The sequence below is a fragment of the Streptomyces sp. NPDC051740 genome, assembly GCF_044453165.1.
Taxonomy (GTDB): domain Bacteria; phylum Actinomycetota; class Actinomycetes; order Streptomycetales; family Streptomycetaceae; genus Streptomyces; species Streptomyces atrovirens.
Genome location: NZ_JBITCL010000013.1, coordinates 76,163 through 93,394, shown reverse-complemented (window position 1 = coordinate 93,394; position 17,232 = coordinate 76,163). Strand labels below are relative to the sequence as shown.

Below are 17,232 nucleotides of genomic sequence, written 5' to 3'. Positions count from 1 at the left end.
GCCCCGCGCGGGCATCCGGCGCCTTCGTCGGTACGAGGGGTCAGCCGAGACGTGACTCCAGTTCCGCCACGATCTCGTTGACGCCGACCGCCGTCTGCTCGCCGGACTCCATGTCCTTGAGCTGGACGACGCCCTCGGCGAGGTCGCGTTCGCCCAGGACCAGGGCGTAGCGGGCGCCCGAGCGGTTGGCGGCCTTCATCGCGGCCTTGAGGCCCTTGCTCCCGTAACCGAAGTCGGCTGCCACGCCGTTCTTGCGCAGCTCGGTGACCTTGGCGAACAGCACCCGGCGGGCCTCCTCGCCGAGCGGGACGGCGAACACGCTCGTGGCGGCCGGGAGTTCGAGCTCGACGCCCTCCGCCTCCAGGGCCAGCACGGTGCGGTCGACGCCGAGGGCCCAGCCGACGGACGGCAGCGCGGGCCCGCCGATCATCTCGGACAGGCCGTCGTAACGGCCGCCGCCGCCCACCGCGGACTGGGAGCCGAGACCGTCGTGGACGAACTCGAAGGTCGTACGGGTGTAGTAGTCGAGGCCGCGCACCAGCTTGGGGTCGTCCTCGAAGGCCACACCCGCCGCCGTGATCAGCTCGCGGACCTCCTCGTGGTACGCCTTGCAGGCGTCGCAGAGGTAGTCGCGCAGCAGGGGCGCGCCGGTGAGCTGCTTCTGCACCGACTCGCGCTTGTCGTCCAGGACGCGCAGCGGGTTGATCTCCGCGCGGCGCAGGGTGTCCTCGTCCAGGTCGAGACCGCGCAGGAAGTCCTGCAGCGCTGCCCGGTACACCGGGCGGCACTCCTTGTCGCCGAGGCTGTTGAGCAGGATGCGGAAGTTCTGCAGGCCCAGCGAGCGGTACGCCTGGTCGGCGAGGATGATCAGCTCGGCGTCGAGGGCCGGGTCCTCCGCGCCGATCGCCTCGGCGCCGACCTGGGAGAAGTGGCGGTAACGGCCCTTCTGGGGGCGCTCGTAGCGGTAGTAGGAGCCGGAGTACCAGAGCTTGACCGGGAGGTTGCCCGCCTTGTGCAGGTTGGCCTCCAGGGCCGCGCGCAGCACGGAGGCGGTGCCCTCGGGGCGCAGGGCGAGCCGGTCGCCGCCCTTGGTCTCGAAGGCGTACATCTCCTTGGTGACGATGTCGGTGGACTCACCGACACCGCGCGCGAACAGCTCGACGTTCTCGAAGCCGGGCGTCTCGATGTAGCCGTAGCCGGAGCCCCGCAGCGGGGCGGCGATGGCCTCGCGGACGGCGAGGTACTTGGCGCTGTCCGGCGGGATCAGGTCGTACGTGCCCTTGGGGGCCTTGAAGGTGCTCACGGAAGGTCTCGTCACATTCCTCGTCGGGGAGCCTCGGTGGTGGCTCCCTGGCCGGCGGCCACCCGCCGCAGATACGGGTTGGTGGCGCGTTCCTGGCCGATGGTCGTCTGGGGGCCGTGGCCGGACAGCACCACGGTCGAGTCGTCGAGCGGCAGGCACACGCGGGCCAGGGACTCGAGCATGTCGTCCATGGAGCCGCCCGGCAGGTCGGTGCGTCCGACGGAGCCGGCGAACAGCAGGTCGCCCGAGAACATGAGCGGCGGGATGTCCGCCGCCTCGGGCAGGCCGAAGGTCACCGACCCCTTGGTATGGCCCGGCGCGTGCGCGACGGAGAACGTGAGGCCCGCGAGGTCCAGCCGCGTGCCGTCGGTGAGTTCCCTGACGTCGCCCGGCTCCCCCACCGTCAGCTCGCCCATCAGCGGCATGCCGATGGCGCGGCCGATGCCCTTCTCGGGGTCGCTCATCATGTAGCGGTCCTCGGGGTGGATCCAGGCCGGTACGTCATGCGCTCCGCACACCGGGACGACCGAGGCGACGTGGTCGATGTGGCCGTGGGTGAGGACGACGGCGACGGGCTTGAGCCGGTGCTTGCGGACCGCCTCCGCGACGCCGTCGGCGGCCTGGTGGCCGGGGTCGATGATCACGCACTCCTCACCGGCGGCGGGGGCGACGAGATAACAGTTCGTCCCCCAGGCCCCGGCGGGGAACCCGGCAATGAGCACGATCGTCCTTCGTTGTGTCGATACGGGAGGCTTGCGACGGGGCTGCGCCCGTGGTCAGAGCCTACCGGCGCTGCCGATTCCTCAGCGAACCCATATACGGTACGGGGCACACGCAGGCGGTCGGCTCACCGCACGCACGCACGCGTACCGGCCGGCACACGAGACGTATGAGGAGAGAATCCGGTGGTCAGCCAGGAGCAGCGGCGGCGTCAGCTCGCCCGGGAGAAGTTCTTGCGGCAGCAGCAGCGGCGCACCGAAGCGCGGCGGAAGTCGCGGACGCGCAACTCGGTGATCGCGTCCGTGCTCGGTGTGGTCCTCGTGGGCAGCGGCGCGCTGTACGCGACCGGGGCGCTGGAGCAGGACGACGACAAGACCAACGCGAACGCGGAGGTCACGCCGAGCGCCGCACCGACCGGCAAGGCTCCGGACCCGTGCGACAAGCCCGCCGAGGGCAAGGTCAAGACGGAGACCTGGGAGAAGGAGCCGGCGGTCGCCATCGACAAGTCGGCGAAGTACACCCTGAAGCTGGACACGACCTGCGGCGGGATAGACGTGGCGCTGAAGGCGTCGGCGGCCCCGCACACGGTCAACTCGTTCGACTTCCTGGCGAAGAAGGGCTACTTCGACCACAGCAAGTGCCACCGGCTCACCACGAACGGCATCTACGTGCTGCAGTGCGGTGACCCGACGGGCACCGGCACCGGCGGTCCCGGCTACACGATCCCGGACGAGAACCTGAAGGACAAAAGCCTGAAGGACAACATCTACCCGGCGGGCACGGTCGCGATGGCCAACACCGGGCAGGCGGACAGTGGCGGCAGTCAGTTCTTCCTGGTCTACCAGGACAGCCAGCTTCCGCCCAGCTACACCCCGTTCGGCACCGTCTCGGACGCCGGCATGGAGGTGCTGAAGAAGATCGCCGACGCCGGGGAGAACACCGGAGCGGGTGACGGGGCACCCAACGCGACGGTCGTGATCGACAAGGCGACCGTCACCGAATCCTGACCCCCAACTGCGAAATTTCGGTCGCGCGGGATGCGGACAGGCATCCCGTCGGTCGCCTATGTTGGCCGTGACGAAACTGTGGACGATGCCCGGGGGAGCTTCGAGGCCCTCTCGACGGCATCATGTGGAGGAGGCGCTGTGAGCAGCGACCCGTGGGGCCGCGTCGACGAGACGGGGACCGTGTACGTGCGTACGGCCGACGGCGAGCAGGTCGTCGGTTCCTGGCAGGCCGGCTCCCCCGAGGAGGCGCTGGCCTACTTCGAGCGCAAGTACGAGGGCCTGGTTGTCGAGATCGGCCTCCTCGAGAAGCGAGTGAAGACCACCGACCTGTCGTCCAAGGACGCCCAGACCGCGATCGGGCACCTGCGCGAGCAGGTGGACGCGCACCACGCGGTCGGCGACCTGGACGCCCTCAGGGCCCGGCTGGACAAGCTCGTGGAGCTGGTGGAGGCGCGCCGCGAGGAGCGCAAGGCGCAGCGGGCCAAGCAGTCCGACGAGGCGCGTCACGCCAAGGAGGCGCTGGTCGTCGAGGCGGAGGAGCTGGCGCAGTCCGACCAGTGGCGGGCCGCCGGTGAGCGGCTGCGGGCGCTGGTGGACACCTGGAAGGGCCTGCCGCGGCTGGACCGCAAGTCGGACGACGAGCTGTGGCACCGGTTCTCGCACGCGCGGTCGGCGTTCTCCAAGCGGCGCAAGCAGCACTTCGCGCAGCTGGACGCGCAGCGCGAGGAGGCCCGTCAGGCCAAGGAGCGGCTGGTCGCGGAGGCCGAGTCGCTGTCGGGCTCGACGGACTGGGGGCCGACGGCCGCCCGCTACCGCGACCTGATGTCGGAGTGGAAGGCCGCGGGTCGCGCCCAGCGCGAGCACGAGGACGACCTGTGGAACCGCTTCCGCGGCGCCCAGGACGTCTTCTTCGCCGCCCGCAGCTCGGTCTTCGCCGAGCGGGACGCGGAGCAGACCGAGAACCTCAAGCTCAAGGAGGAGCTGGCCGAGGAGGCCGAGAAGCTCCTGCCGATCACGGAACTGAAGGCCGCGCGGGCCGCGTTCCGCGGGATCAACGAGCGCTGGGAGGCCATCGGCCATGTGCCGCGGGACGCCCGCCCGAAGGTCGAGGGCCGGATGCACACCGTGGAGCGGGCCCTGCAGGAGGCCGAGGAGGCCGAGTGGCGCCGGACGAACCCGGAGGCACGCGCGCGTGCCGCGGGTCTGACCGGTCAGCTCCAGGCCGCCGTGGACAAGCTGAAGGGCCAGATCGAGCAGGCCAGGGCGCAGGGCAACACCGCCAAGGCGGAGAAGCTGGAGCGGGAGCTGGAGGGCCGCCGGGCCCTGCTGGACCAGGCGCTGAAGGGTCTGCACGAGTTCGGCGGCTGAACTCCGCGCACGGCACACGAAAGGGGGGCTCCCGTACCTCGGGTACGGGAGCCCCCCTTTCGTGTGTCTGCCGTCCGCTACGTGCGGTTGCGGGCCGAGGTCACCCGGTAGACGTCGTAGACGCCCTCCACGCCGCGTACGGCCTTCAGGACGTGACCGAGGTGCTTGGGGTCGCCCATCTCGAAGGTGAAGCGGGAGGTGGCGACACGGTCGCGGGAGGTCTGGACGGCCGCGGAGAGGATGTTGACGTGCTGGTCGGACAGTACGCGTGTGACGTCCGACAGCAGCCGGGACCGGTCGAGGGCCTCGACCTGGATGGCGACCAGGAAGACCGAGGACTGGGTGGGCGCCCACTCGACGTCGAGGATCCGCTCGGGCTCCCGGGACAGCGAGTCGACGTTGACGCAGTCGCTGCGGTGCACCGATACGCCGCTGCCCCGGGTCACGAATCCGATGATCGGGTCGCCGGGCACCGGCGTACAGCAGCGGGCCAGCTTCACCCAGACGTCCTCGACGCCCTTGACGACGACACCGGGGTCGGCGCTGGAGCGGCGCTTGCGGCTGCGGGCCGGCGGGACCGACTCGTCGATCTCCTCGGTGGCGGCCTCCTCGCCGCCGAGGGCCTGGACGAGCTTCTGCACGATGTTCTGCGCGGAGACATGGCCCTCGCCGATCGCCGCGTACAGCGCGGAGATGTCCGAGTAGCGCATCTCGTGCGCCAGCGTGACCAGCGAGTCGCCGGTGAGGATGCGCTGGATCGGCAGGTTCTGCTTGCGCATCGCGCGGACGATGGAGTCCTTGCCGTGCTCGATGGCCTCGTCGCGGCGCTCCTTGGAGAACCAGGCGCGGATCTTGTTGCGGGCGCGCGGCGACTTGACGAAGCCGAGCCAGTCGCGGGAGGGGCCGGCACCGGCCGCCTTGGAGGTGAAGACCTCCACCAGGTCGCCGTTGTCGAGGGTCGACTCCAGCGGTACGAGGCGGCCGTTGACCCGCGCCCCGATGGTGCGGTGGCCGACCTCGGTGTGGACGGCGTAGGCGAAGTCCACGGGGGTGGCACTCGCGGGCAGCGCTATGACGTCGCCCTTGGGGGTGAAGACGAAGACCTCGTTGCGGGACAGGTCGAAGCGCAGGGACTCCAGGAACTCGCCGGGGTCCTCGGTCTCCTTCTGCCAGTCCAGGAGCTGCCGCAGCCAGGCCATGTCGTTGAGGTGGTCGTCCTTGCCCTTGCCCGACGACTTGGGCGCGTCGGTGCGGACCTTGGAGGCGCCGGCGACCGCCTCCTGCTTGTACTTCCAGTGCGCGGCGATGCCGTACTCCGCGCGACGGTGCATGTCGAAGGTGCGGATCTGCAGCTCGACGGGCTTGCCGCCGGGCCCGATGACCGTCGTGTGCAGCGACTGGTACATGTTGAACTTGGGCATCGCGATGTAGTCCTTGAACCGGCCGGGGACCGGGTTCCATCGCGCGTGCACCGTGCCGAGTGCCGCGTAGCAGTCGCGGACGGTGTCCACCAGGACGCGGATGCCCACCAGGTCGTAGATCTCCGCGAAGTCGCGGCCGCGGACGATCATCTTCTGGTAGACGCTGTAGTAGTGCTTGGGGCGGCCGGTGACGGTGGCCTTGATGCGGGCGGCGCGCAGGTCCTGCTGCACCTCGTCGGTGACTATGGCGAGGTACTCGTCGCGCTTGGGAGCGCGCTCGGCGACCAGGCGGACGATCTCGTCGTACATCTTGGGGTAGAGGATCGCGAAGGCGAGGTCCTCCAGCTCCCACTTGATGGTGTTCATGCCCAGGCGGTGGGCGAGCGGCGCGTAGATCTCCAGGGTCTCGCGCGCCTTCTTCTCCTGCTTCTCGCGCTTGAGGTAGCGCATGGTGCGCATGTTGTGCAGGCGGTCGGCGAGCTTGATGACCAGGACGCGCGGGTCCTTGGCCATGGCGACGACCATCTTGCGCACGGTCTCGGCCTGCGCGGCCTCGCCGAACTTGACCTTGTCGAGCTTGGTGACGCCGTCGACGAGGAGGGTGACCACGTCGCCGAAGTCGCGGCGCAGGTCCTCCAGGCCGTACTCGGTGTCCTCGACGGTGTCGTGCAGCAGTCCGGCCATGAGCGTGGCCGGGTCCATGCCGAGCTCGGCGAGGATGGTGGTGACGGCGAGCGGGTGCGTGATGTACGGGTCGCCGCTCTTGCGCTTCTGGCCGCGGTGCCAGCGCTCGGCGACCTGGTAGGCGCGCTCGATCTGGCGGAGCGTGGCGTTCTCGATCTTGGGGTCGTTGCTGCGGACGATCCGCAGCAGCGGTTCCAGGACCGGGTTGTACGGGTTGGCGCGCTGGACGCCGAGCCGGGCGAGGCGGGCACGGACGCGGTTGGAGGAGCCGGAGCGCGGCTGGCCGGTGTTCGGGCGGGCCAGGGGCGCGGAGCGCTCGGACGGGGCCGGCTTGGGGCGCGGCTGCTCGGGCTTGTCGACCGGCGCGGACTGGGCGTGCTGGACCGGCCCGCGCGTGTCGTTCTTCGCGTGGGGCGCGCTCGGCGCGGGCTTGGCCGCGGCCGCCGAGGCGGACTCGGGCTTGGCGGCGGTCAGGTGCTGGGCCTCGTCTGGCAAGAGGGCTCCTCGTGCGCGATCCGGGTCCCCCGGTCAGGCTCCGGAAACCCCATGGTAGCGATCCCGTGCCCGTGGATCGCCTGCGGGCGGATGTGAGGACGGTCCACTCCCGAAACACCCGAGGCGGGCACCGGATTCCTCCGGGCCCGCCCGAACGGTGTCCCCCCACACGATCCACACGCATTACCGCAGGCCAGACCATGAACAGCACCGCCCCAAAAGACGGCCCACCCCGGAAACACCCGAGGCGGGCACCGGATTCCTCCGGGCCCGCCCGAGTGGTGTTCCCTGTGTGCGGTTCGCGTGCGACGCCGCTGGTCAGACCGTGAGCAGCGCTTCCAGCGGGGCGCCGGCCAGGGCCGGTTCCAGCCGGGCGCGGCCGCCGAGGAAGCCGAGCTCCATCAGTACGGCCAGGCCCGCGACCTCGGCGCCCGCCCTGCGGATGAGCTGGACCGACGCCTCGGCGGTGCCGCCGGTGGCGAGGACGTCGTCGACCACCAGAACGCGGTCGGCGGCGCTCAGGTCCTCGGCGTGCACCTCGATCTCGGCGGAGCCGTACTCCAGGTCGTACGCCTGGCTGAGGGTGGCTCCGGGGAGCTTGCCCGCCTTGCGTACGGGGATGAAGCCGAGGCCCGCGCGGATGGCGACCGGGGCGCCGAGGATGAACCCGCGGGCCTCCAGGCCGACGACCTTGGTGGCACCGGTGGCGCGGGCGACGTCGGCGAGGGCGTCGCTGAGCGCGGAGAACGCCGCGGGGTCCGCCAGGAGCGGGGTGATGTCCTTGAACATCACACCCGGCTCCGGGTAGTCCGCCACGTCCCGGATGCGACTGAGCAGCAGCTCTCTGATCTCGGTCATCGGCGCTTCCCGGAGGGACGGCCCCGGCCGCGGGTGCGGGTGGCCGACTGGTCGCGCGGGCCGACGACCGCGGGTGCGGCGTCCTCGGACTCGTCGTCGTGCTCCTCGCCGGTGACCGGGGCCTCCTGCGTCCCGCCCGCGGTCTCGCCCTGGGCACGCTTGGCCAGGACGCGCTTCTTCAGCGACTTCATCGCCGGCTCGCGCTCCTTGAGGTCGGCGACGAGCGGGGTGGCGATGAAGATCGAGGAGTACGCTCCGGCGGCGAGGCCGACGAACAGCGACAGCGAGATGTCGTTCAGCATGCCGGCGCCGAGGACACCGCCACCGATGAACAGCAGACCGGCCACCGGCAGCAGCGCGACCACCGTGGTGTTGATGGAGCGGACCAGGGTGCTGTTGATGGAACGGTTGGCGATCTCGCTGTAGGTCCAGCGGGTCTGCTTGGTGATGTCCTTGGTCTGTTCCTTGAGGCTGTCGAAGACGACGACCGTGTCGTAGAGCGAGTAGCCGAGGATGGTCAGCAGACCGATCACCGTGCCCGGCGTGACCTCGAAGCCGACGAGGGCGTAGATGCCGACGGTGATGGTGATGTCGTGGATCAGGGCGACGAACGCGGCGAGTGCCATGCGCCACTCGAAGGCGATCGCCAGGTAGATCACGACCAGGATCATGAAGATGCCGAGGCCCTGCCAGGCCTTGTTGGCGATCTGCTCGCCCCAGCTCGGGCCGACCAGCTCGGCATTGATCCGCTCCCCGTCGACCTTGAGGTCCTCGGCGAGCTTGTCCTTGATGCTGTCCGAGGTCTTGGTGTCGATGCCCGCGACCTGGATGCGCAGGCTGCCGTCACCGAGCTTCTGGACGATCGCGTCGTGACCGGAGGCGTCCTCCGCGTACCCCTCGGCCTGGGCGACCGAGACGCTCATGTTCTTCGGGGTGGTGAAGACCGCTCCGCCCTGGAACTCGATGCCCATGTGCAGGCCGCGCACCGACAGGCCGAGGATGGCCGTGATGGTGATCAGGATGGAGATGCCGTACCAGATCTTGCGGTTCTTGATGAAGTCGTAGCCGACCTCGCCGTGGTGCAGCCGGGCCCCGAGGGTGCCGAGTTTCGACATCTCACGCCTCCTTCGTCTGGGTGGGGGCGGAGGGACGGCGGGTGCGGCGCAGGGGCGGCTTCGCGCCCAGTGCCTTCGGGTCGAGACCGGACCACTTGTGGCCGCTCGCGAAGAACTTGCGGCGGGCCATCAGCGTCAGCAGCGGCTTGGTGAAGAAGAACACCACCACGACGTCGAGCACGGTGGTCAGGCCGAGCGTGAACGCGAAGCCCTGGACCTTGCCGACCGTGACGATGAAGAGCACCGCGGCGGCGAGGAAGGACACGAAGTCGGAGACCAGGATGGTGCGCCGGGCGCGCGGCCAGGCGCGCTCCACGGAGGGGCGCAGGGTGCGGCCCTCGCGGATCTCGTCCCGGACCCGTTCGAAGAACACGATGAACGAGTCCGCCGTGATGCCGATGGCGACGATGGCTCCGCACACGGCCGGCAGGTTCAGCGCGAAATTGATGGTCGGGCCGAGCAGCGACATGATCACGTAGGTGAGGGCCGCGGAGACCAGCAGGGAGGCGATGGCGATGAAGGACAGTCCGCGGTAGTAGACCAGCAGGTAGATGACGACCAGGGCGAGGCCGATGGCGCCGGCGATCAGACCGGCCTTCAGCTGCTCGCCGCCGAGCGCGGCGGTGACGGTGGTGACGCTGTCCTCGCGGAAGGTCAGCGGCAGGGCGCCGTAGGACAGCATGTTGGCCAGTTCCTGGGCCGACTGCTGGGTGAAGTTGCCGGAGATCTCGGCGTTGCCGCCGGTCAGGGCCTGGCTGACGTACGGGTCGGAGACGACCTCGTTGTCCAGGACGATGGCGAACTGGTTCTGCGGGGACTGGTTCTGGGCGAGCTGGCCGGTGATGTCGGCGAACTTCTTGGCGCCCTTGTCCGTGAAGTCCATGGTGACGGTCCAGCCGGCACCGGTCTGGGTGTTCAGGACGGCGTTGGCCTCGTCGACGTCCGTGCCGTCGACCGCGGCGGGACCGAGGATGTACTTCTGCCACTGGCCCTGGGAGTTCTGGCCGCAGGCGACGGTCGAGTCGTCGGCCTTGGAACCGTCACCGGCCTTGGCGCGGACGCTCTCCTTGGTGCAGTCGAGCGCGGCGTACTGGGCCTGGAGCTTGCTGTCGGCGTCGCCGGAGGTGCCGCCGGTCGCGGACGCGGAGGGGCTGGCCCCGTCCTCGGCCGTGCCGCTCGGGGAGGCGGACGGCGTCTCGTCGGCCTTCAGTGCGTCGGTGACGGCACGGCCCTGGGTGGTGGCGCTCGCCGACGGGGAGGAACCGTCGGTCGCCTTCTCCGTGGCCTTGTCGGTCGCCTTGTCCTCGCCGGAGTCCTGCTCCGAGCCGTCGCTGGTCGCGCTGGGCGTGGGAGCGGCGCCGCCACCGGCGAGTTCGGTGGCGACGACCGGGCGGAAGTACAGCTTGGCGGTGGTGCCCACCTGGTCCCGGGCCTGCTTGGAATTGGTGCCCTTGGGAATGTTGACGATGATGTTGCGGTCACCCTGCGTCTGGACCTCGGCCTCCGAGACGCCAAGACCGTTGACACGCCGCTCCATGATGGAGACCGCGGTGTTCATGTTGGTCTTGTTGATCGCGGACTCCTGGCCGGCCTCGGGGACCGCCGCCAGCGTGATGCTCGTACCACCGGCCAGGTCGATGCCGAGACGCGGAGTGGTGTGCCCGGATGCGAACATGCCGCCGGTGAGCGCCACGATGGCGATCAGGATCAGAGCGAGCGAGCGCCACGGCTTACTTGTGGCGCTCGCGTTCCGTCCCTTTTTGAGTGCTGCCACCTTCTCGTACTCCCTCTCGGGCCGCCTCGCGCCGGATCTGCGGGCGGGCGGCCATGACATGGTGTCGGGACTCCGTGCGAGTCGGGCATGTCCCGGGGCGCGCGGGCGCTGCCCGCGCGCCCCGGGCCACGACTACTTCGCGTCGGAGTCGCCGTCGGACTTCTTCGACTGCGCGTCCGCCTTCGCCTCGTCGGCGTCGGCCGGCTCGTCGGCCGCGTCCTTCTTGCCGAGGTCGACAGGCGTGTCGTCGGAGGCGGCGGCAGCGTCGGAGGAGTCGTCGGTCTCGGTGAGGGAGGAGGCGTCGTCGGGGACGACGTCGGCGTCGGACTTCAGGTCGTGTTCGATGCCGTGGACGATGCGGTTGTACTCCTCGTCGGTCAGGACGGAACCGATCGAGTTCTTGGCGAACAGCAGTTCCACACCCGGACCGGCGTCGAGGAGGACCGTGTCCTCACTGACCTCCTTGACCGTGGCGTACATGCCCCCGATGGTGCGGACGCCGGAACCGGGCTGCATCTGGTTCCGCATGTCGATGGCCTGCTGCTGCTTCTTCTTGGCCGACCGGGTCATCAGGAACATGGCCCCGATGAGCACAATGAACGGGAGGAGGGTCAGGAGACTCACGGGTCGGAACTTCCTTCACACGACCGCGATGGTGAACGGCCTGATGGTTGGGGGTATGTACTGCCGCCGGCAAGGGTGGCATCGGCGGAGTCTAAGCGAGTCCGCGCGCAGGGAACAACGCTCAGCGTGGCACCGGGGTTCCTGCCCGCGCCGTCGTCCTCGCCGTCACGCCCCGAACAGGTCCCCTTGTCCGTTTCCGGGGGTCCCCGAGCGGGGCGGCGTAAGGCCGAGATGCGCCCATGCCGCCGGGGTGGCGACCCGCCCGCGCGGGGTGCGGGCGAGCAGGCCCTCCCGTACGAGGAAGGGTTCGGCCACCTCTTCCACGGTCTCACGTTCCTCCCCGACCGCGACGGAGAGCGTGGACAGGCCGACCGGTCCGCCGCCGAACAGCTTCAGCAGCGCCTCCAGTACGGCCCGGTCCAGCCGGTCGAGGCCCCGGGCGTCGACCTCGTAGACGGCGAGGGCCGCCGCGGCGATGTCCTTGGTGATCACCCCGTCGGCCTTGACCTGCGCGTAGTCCCGGACGCGGCGCAGGAGGCGGTTGGCGATGCGGGGCGTGCCGCGGGAGCGGCCGGCGATCTCCGCGGCGCCGGCCGGGTCGATCTCCACGTCGAGGAGGCTCGCCGAGCGGTGGACGACCCGCTCCAGCTCGGCGGGCTCGTAGAACTCCATGTGCGCGGTGAAGCCGAAGCGGTCGCGCAGCGGGGGCGGCAGCAGGCCTGCCCGGGTGGTGGCGCCGACCAGGGTGAAGGGGGGCAGTTCGAGGGGGATGGCGGTGGCGCCGGGGCCCTTGCCGACGATCACGTCGACGCGGAAGTCCTCCATCGCCATGTAGAGCATCTCCTCGGCGGGCCGGGACATGCGGTGGATCTCGTCGAGGAAGAGCACCTCACCCTCCTGGAGGGAGGAGAGGATCGCCGCGAGGTCGCCGGCGTGCTGGATGGCGGGACCCGAGGTGATGCGGATGGGGGCTTCCATCTCGGCGGCGATGATCATCGAGAGGGTGGTCTTGCCGAGGCCGGGGGCGCCGGAGAGCAGCACGTGGTCGGCGGTGGCGCCCCGCGCGCGGGCGGCGCGCAGCACGAGGTCGAGCTGCTCGCGGACCTTCTCCTGGCCGATGAACTCGCCCAGGTCCTTGGGGCGCAGGGCGGCCTCGACGGCCTGGTCCTCGCGGTCGGCGACAGAGCCCACCAGCCGCTCGCCGGTGGCGTCGGTGTCGGTGGCGTCGTCCCAGTTCATGTGCGTATGCCTCAGCTCTCCGTACGGGCTATCGGGCGCGGTTCAGCGTCTGCAGGGCCGCCTTCAGCAGCTGCCCCACCTGCGGGGTGCCCTCGGCGGCCTCCGCCTGGGGTGCCACGGCGGACACGGCCTCGTCGGCCTCACGGGTCGCGTACCCGAGGCCGATCAGGGCGGCGTGCAGCTGGTCGCGCCAGCCGCTGGTGACCGGCGCGCCGACGGCGGGGGCGCCGAGCGGCTCGCCGAGGCGGTCCTTGAGCTCCAGGAGCAGCTTCTGGGCGCCCTTCTTCCCGATGCCGGGGACGGCGGTCAGCGCCTTCTCGTCCCCGGTGGCCACGGCTCTGCGCAGGGCGTCGGGGGTGTGCACGGCGAGCATCGCCTGGGCCAGCCGGGGGCCCACGCCGCTGGCGGTCTGGAGCAGCACGAAGACCTGGCGCTCGTCGTCGTCGGCGAAGCCGTACAGGGTCAGCGAGTCCTCGCGGACGACGAGGGAGGTGGCGAGTTTCGCGGGCTGTCCGACGCGGAGCGTGGAGAGCGTGTTCGACGTGCACTGGACGGCCATGCCGACCCCGCCGACCTCGACCACCGCGGTGTCGGGAGCGAGGGCGGCGACCGTGCCGCTGACGAAGGCGATCATGTCGTACGGCCTTTCGATGCGCGCGGGGCTTGTGGTGCGCGGGAGGTTCTGGAGGCGTGCAGGGCGGCGGCCTGCTGGAGCCGGTTCTGCGCGGGGGCGCGCCAGATGTGGCAGATGGCGAGCGCGAGGGCGTCGGCGGCGTCGGCGGGCTTCGGCGGCGCGTCCAGCCGCAGCAGGCGGGTGACCATGGCGCCGACCTGCGCCTTGTCGGCGCGGCCCGAGCCGGTGACGGCGGCCTTGACCTCGCTGGGCGTGTGCAGGACGACGGGGATGCCGCGGCGGGAGGCGCACAGGATGGCGACGGCGCTGGCCTGGGCGGTGCCCATCACCGTACGCACGTTGTGCTGGCTGAAGACGCGCTCCACGGCGACGACCTCGGGCCGGTGCTCGTCCAGCCACTGTTCGAGGCCCTGCTCGACGGCGACGAGGCGGTGGCCGAGGTCGGCGTCGGCCGGCGTGCGGACGACGCCCACGCCGAGCATGGTGAGCGGCCGCCCGGCGACGCCCTCCACGACACCGACACCGCACCGGGTCAGCCCCGGGTCCACCCCCAGTACGCGCACGTGCCACCCCTTTTCCCTCGATCACCTGTTTGTGCAGGCTATCGGGTGCCACTGACAGAGCGGCGGGCCGGCGGAAGCGTCCCGCCGGCCCGCTGAGCAGTGGACGCGTTACGCGTCGACCTTCTCCATGATCTCGTCGCTCACGTCGAAGTTGGCGAAGACGTTCTGCACGTCGTCGCTGTCCTCCAGCGCGTCGATGAGCTTGAAGATCTTCTTGGCGCCCTCCTCGTCCAGCTCGACCTGCATGGTCGGGACGAAGTTGGCCTCGGCGGAGTCGTAGTCGATCCCGGCGTCCTGCAGAGCGGTGCGCACGGCGACCATGTCGCTGGCCTCACTGAGCACCTCGAAGTTCTCGCCGAGGTCGTTGACCTCCTCGGCACCCGCGTCCAGGACGGCGGCGAGGACGTCGTCCTCGGTCAGCTCGCCCTTGGGGACGATCACCACGCCCTTGCGGTTGAACAGGTACGACACCGAGCCCGGGTCGGCCATGGAGCCGCCGTTGCGGGTCATCGCGACACGTACGTCCGAGGCGGCACGGTTGCGGTTGTCGGTGAGGCACTCGATGAGCACCGCGACACCGTTCGGACCGTAACCCTCGTACATGATCGTCTCGTAGTCGGCGCCACCGGCCTCGAGACCGCCACCGCGCTTGATGGCGGAGTCGATGTTCTTGTTCGGCACCGACTGCTTCTTGGCCTTCTGGACGGCGTCGTAGAGGGTGGGGTTGCCCTCCAGATCGACACCGCCCATACGCGCGGCGACCTCGATGTTCTTGATCAGCTTCGCGAAGAGCTTGCCGCGCTTGGCGTCGATCACGGCCTTCTTGTGCTTCGTCGTGGCCCATTTAGAGTGGCCGGACATCTGCCTGTCTCCTTCGCGTAACCCATCTCTGCAACGAACGCAGGAATCCTACAAGGACTCGGCCGCCCGGCACGCGCGCACCATGTCGACGAAGAGGCCGTGCACGCGGTGGTCGCCGGTCAGTTCCGGGTGGAACGACGTGGCCAGCGCGTTGCCCTGGCGGACGGCGACGATGTGGCCGCCGTGCTCGGCGAGCACCTCGGCGCCGGCGCCGACGGACTCCACCCAGGGGGCGCGGATGAAGACGCCCTCCACGGGATCGCCCTCGACGCCCTTGACGTCGACCGCGGCCTCGAAGGACTCGTTCTGCCGGCCGAAGGCGTTGCGGCGCACGATCATGTCGATGCCGCCGAGGGTCTCCTGGCCCGAGCGCGGGTCGAGGATCTTGTCGGCCAGCATGATCATGCCGGCGCAGGTGCCGTAGACGGGCATGCCCTCGCGCACACGCGCCCGGAGCGGCTCCATCAGGCCGAAGAGGACGGCCAGCTTGGAGATCGTGGTGGACTCCCCGCCGGGGATGACCAGGCCGTCGACCTCGGCGAGTTCCTCGGGGCGCCGGACCGGCCTGGCCACGGCGTCGGCTGCGGCCAGGGCGACGAGGTGCTCCCGTACGTCGCCCTGGAGGGCCAGGACACCGATGATCACGGTCACCAGCCGCGGTTGGCGTAGCGCTCGGTCTCGGGGAGGGTGTCGCAGTTGATGCCGACCATGGCCTCGCCGAGGTTGCGGGACGCGTCCGCGATGATCTTCGGGTCGTCGTAGAAGGTGGTCGCCTTGACGATGGCGGCGGCACGCTTGGCCGGGTCGCCGGACTTGAAGATGCCGGAGCCGACGAAGACGCCCTCGGCGCCGAGCTGGCGCATCAGCGCGGCGTCGGCCGGGGTGGCCACACCGCCGGCGGAGAAGAGGACCACCGGGAGCTTGCCCAGCTCGGCGACCTCCTTGACCAGCTCGTACGGGGCGCGCAGCTCCTTGGCGGCGGCGTACAGCTCGTTGTTGTCGTAGCCGCGCAGGCGGGCGATCTCGTTCTTGATCTGGCGCAGGTGGCGTACGGCCTCGACGACGTTGCCGGTGCCGGCCTCGCCCTTGGAGCGGATCATGGCGGCGCCCTCGGCGATGCGGCGCAGGGCCTCGCCGAGGTTGGTGGCGCCGCAGACGAAGGGGGTGGTGAAGGCGAACTTGTCGCTGTGGTTGACCTCGTCGGCCGGGGTGAGGACCTCGGACTCGTCGATGTAGTCGACGCCGAGGGACTGCAGCACCTGGGCCTCGACGAAGTGGCCGATGCGGGACTTGGCCATCACGGGGATGGAGACCGCGCCGATGATGCCCTCGATCATGTCCGGGTCGGACATCCGGGCCACGCCACCGTCCTTGCGGATGTCGGCGGGGACCCGCTCCAGGGCCATGACGGCGACGGCGCCGGCGTCCTCGGCGATCTTGGCCTGCTCCGGCGTGACGACGTCCATGATCACGCCGCCCTTGAGCTGCTCGGCCATGCCGCGCTTCACACGGGCGGTGCCGGTCTCGGGACCCTGGTTTTCGGAGAGCGTGCTGGACACGAATGACCTCGCTGAGGGGAAGGAGGGGGTTTCTGCAGCACCGAGGAAACGTGAGCGGACCAGGCCACAGCAAGGGCCAATGGGAAGCCGGTGGATCCTTTTCGGTCGGCGGCGGTCCGGCCGGGTGGCCGGATCCCGCCGTTACGCGGCCCGCTCGACCAGGGCGGCCGGCGGTTCGTCGTCCATCTCGAAGGCCATCGGGAAGGGCGCGTGTCCGGCCAGCCGGAACCAGCGCACCTTGCGGTGCCGGCGCAGCGCCCGTGCCGCCCGTACGGCGTCGTTGTGGAAGCGGCGGGCCATCGGCACCCTGCGCACCGCCTCGGCGAGCTCCAGGGCCGCCTCCTCGCCCCCGGGGGCCTCCCGGACCGCGTCCACCTGCTGCGCGTCGCCGAACACCGCGCGCAGCGCCTGGCTGAGCTCGCTCTCCGCGACCTCGCGCTGCTCCTCGACCGACTGCCGCGCGGCGTGCGCGGCCTCGTAGAGCACGATCGACGCGGCGGGGTCGAGCACACCCGAGGTGGCCAGTTCCTGCGCCACGGAGGCACGGCGCAGCAGTTGGGCGTCGAGCGCGGCCCGGGCGGCGTCGATCCGGGCGTGCAGCCGGTCCAGGCGTCCCGCCGTCCAGCTCAGGTAGAGGCCGATGACGACGAGGGCGACGAGGGCGACGAGGATCCAGATGAGGGTTGCGGTCACGGGCGGCAAGGCTACCGGGGGCGCTCTTCGGTGACTGCGCCCCCGGACCCCCTTCGGCCTGGACGGCCTCGTCCCCGGGGCCTGTCCGCCCCTTCCCGTCGCCCGCCCGAAGGGCCAGGCCACGCGGCTGGGATCCCCTGCTCTGCGGGAAGTACGTGCCGGGCGTCGCGCGGCGGGCGGGAACGGTCCGGGCAGGCCCTGTGCCCCACCAGCCTGGACGGCCTCGTCCCCGGGGCCTGTCCGCCCCTTCCCGTCGCCCGCCCGAAGGGCCAGGCCACGCGGCTGGGATCCCCTGCTCTGCGGGAAGTACGTAC

Annotated in this window: 16 protein-coding genes; 2 read left to right on the top strand and 14 right to left on the bottom strand. The window is 70.5% G+C overall.

Going from position 1 to position 17,232, the window contains the following annotated elements; all coding sequences use genetic code 11:
* Positions 1–40: 40 nt before the first annotated feature.
* Both hisS and ACIA6T_RS22295 read right to left on the bottom strand, forming a co-directional pair.
* The gene (gene hisS / locus ACIA6T_RS22300; protein ID WP_399448203.1) at positions 41–1,303 is read right to left on the bottom strand and encodes a histidine--tRNA ligase; all 1,263 of its coding nucleotides are present in this window, start codon (positions 1,301–1,303) and stop codon (positions 41–43) included.
* Positions 1,304–1,314: 11 nt separating this feature from the next.
* On the bottom strand, positions 1,315–2,025 hold the full coding sequence (locus ACIA6T_RS22295) for an MBL fold metallo-hydrolase (RefSeq protein WP_399448202.1): 711 nt from the start codon (positions 2,023–2,025) through the stop codon (positions 1,315–1,317).
* A 183-nt stretch (positions 2,026–2,208) separates the two neighbouring features.
* Here ACIA6T_RS22295 and ACIA6T_RS22290 point away from each other — a divergent pair, with 183 nt between their 5' ends.
* Both ACIA6T_RS22290 and ACIA6T_RS22285 read left to right on the top strand, forming a co-directional pair.
* Positions 2,209–3,030: a peptidylprolyl isomerase gene (locus tag ACIA6T_RS22290; protein ID WP_399448201.1), complete on the top strand. Its 822-nt coding sequence runs from the start codon at positions 2,209–2,211 to the stop codon at positions 3,028–3,030.
* 138 nt (positions 3,031–3,168) lie between these two features.
* On the top strand, positions 3,169–4,398 hold the full coding sequence (locus tag ACIA6T_RS22285) for a DUF349 domain-containing protein (protein ID WP_399448200.1): 1,230 nt from the start codon (positions 3,169–3,171) through the stop codon (positions 4,396–4,398).
* 77 nt (positions 4,399–4,475) lie between these two features.
* On the opposite strand, the gene relA is transcribed toward ACIA6T_RS22285, so the two are convergent.
* The 12 genes from relA to ACIA6T_RS22225 all read right to left on the bottom strand — a co-directional run bounded on the left by relA (position 4,476) and on the right by ACIA6T_RS22225 (position 16,918).
* Positions 4,476–6,998: a GTP pyrophosphokinase gene (relA, locus tag ACIA6T_RS22280; protein ID WP_399448199.1), complete on the bottom strand. Its 2,523-nt coding sequence runs from the start codon at positions 6,996–6,998 to the stop codon at positions 4,476–4,478.
* Between the two features lie 318 nt (positions 6,999–7,316).
* Positions 7,317–7,856, bottom strand: a complete 540-nt coding sequence (locus ACIA6T_RS22275) for an adenine phosphoribosyltransferase (RefSeq protein ID WP_399448198.1) — start codon at positions 7,854–7,856, stop codon at positions 7,317–7,319.
* Positions 7,853–8,971, bottom strand: a complete 1,119-nt coding sequence (gene secF, locus ACIA6T_RS22270) for a protein translocase subunit SecF (RefSeq protein WP_399448196.1) — start codon at positions 8,969–8,971, stop codon at positions 7,853–7,855. The genes ACIA6T_RS22275 and secF overlap by 4 nt, the downstream gene beginning before the upstream one ends.
* Before the next feature lies 1 nt (position 8,972).
* Positions 8,973–10,745: a protein translocase subunit SecD gene (gene secD, locus ACIA6T_RS22265; protein ID WP_399448195.1), complete on the bottom strand. Its 1,773-nt coding sequence runs from the start codon at positions 10,743–10,745 to the stop codon at positions 8,973–8,975.
* A gap of 132 nt (positions 10,746–10,877) precedes the next feature.
* Complete coding sequence (gene yajC, locus ACIA6T_RS22260) at positions 10,878–11,369, bottom strand: preprotein translocase subunit YajC (RefSeq protein WP_399448194.1); 492 nt, start codon at positions 11,367–11,369, stop codon at positions 10,878–10,880.
* A gap of 165 nt (positions 11,370–11,534) precedes the next feature.
* Positions 11,535–12,608: a Holliday junction branch migration DNA helicase RuvB gene (gene ruvB / locus ACIA6T_RS22255; protein ID WP_399448193.1), complete on the bottom strand. Its 1,074-nt coding sequence runs from the start codon at positions 12,606–12,608 to the stop codon at positions 11,535–11,537.
* 28 nt (positions 12,609–12,636) lie between these two features.
* Positions 12,637–13,242: a Holliday junction branch migration protein RuvA gene (ruvA, locus tag ACIA6T_RS22250; RefSeq protein WP_399448192.1), complete on the bottom strand. Its 606-nt coding sequence runs from the start codon at positions 13,240–13,242 to the stop codon at positions 12,637–12,639.
* A complete protein-coding gene (ruvC, locus tag ACIA6T_RS22245) occupies positions 13,239–13,805 on the bottom strand; it encodes a crossover junction endodeoxyribonuclease RuvC (protein ID WP_385049133.1) in 567 nt (188 codons plus the stop codon). The genes ruvA and ruvC overlap by 4 nt, the downstream gene beginning before the upstream one ends.
* A gap of 108 nt (positions 13,806–13,913) precedes the next feature.
* Positions 13,914–14,666 (bottom strand): YebC/PmpR family DNA-binding transcriptional regulator, encoded by a 753-nt coding sequence (locus ACIA6T_RS22240; RefSeq protein ID WP_030832480.1) that lies wholly within the window; start codon positions 14,664–14,666, stop codon positions 13,914–13,916.
* Between the two features lie 48 nt (positions 14,667–14,714).
* On the bottom strand, positions 14,715–15,320 hold the full coding sequence (pdxT, locus tag ACIA6T_RS22235; protein WP_399448294.1) for a pyridoxal 5'-phosphate synthase glutaminase subunit PdxT: 606 nt from the start codon (positions 15,318–15,320) through the stop codon (positions 14,715–14,717).
* On the bottom strand, positions 15,314–16,225 hold the full coding sequence (gene pdxS, locus ACIA6T_RS22230; protein ID WP_073933758.1) for a pyridoxal 5'-phosphate synthase lyase subunit PdxS: 912 nt from the start codon (positions 16,223–16,225) through the stop codon (positions 15,314–15,316). The genes pdxT and pdxS overlap by 7 nt, the downstream gene beginning before the upstream one ends.
* A 141-nt stretch (positions 16,226–16,366) precedes the next feature.
* Positions 16,367–16,918, bottom strand: a complete 552-nt coding sequence (locus ACIA6T_RS22225) for a hypothetical protein (protein ID WP_399448191.1) — start codon at positions 16,916–16,918, stop codon at positions 16,367–16,369.
* Positions 16,919–17,232: the final 314 nt, after the last annotated feature.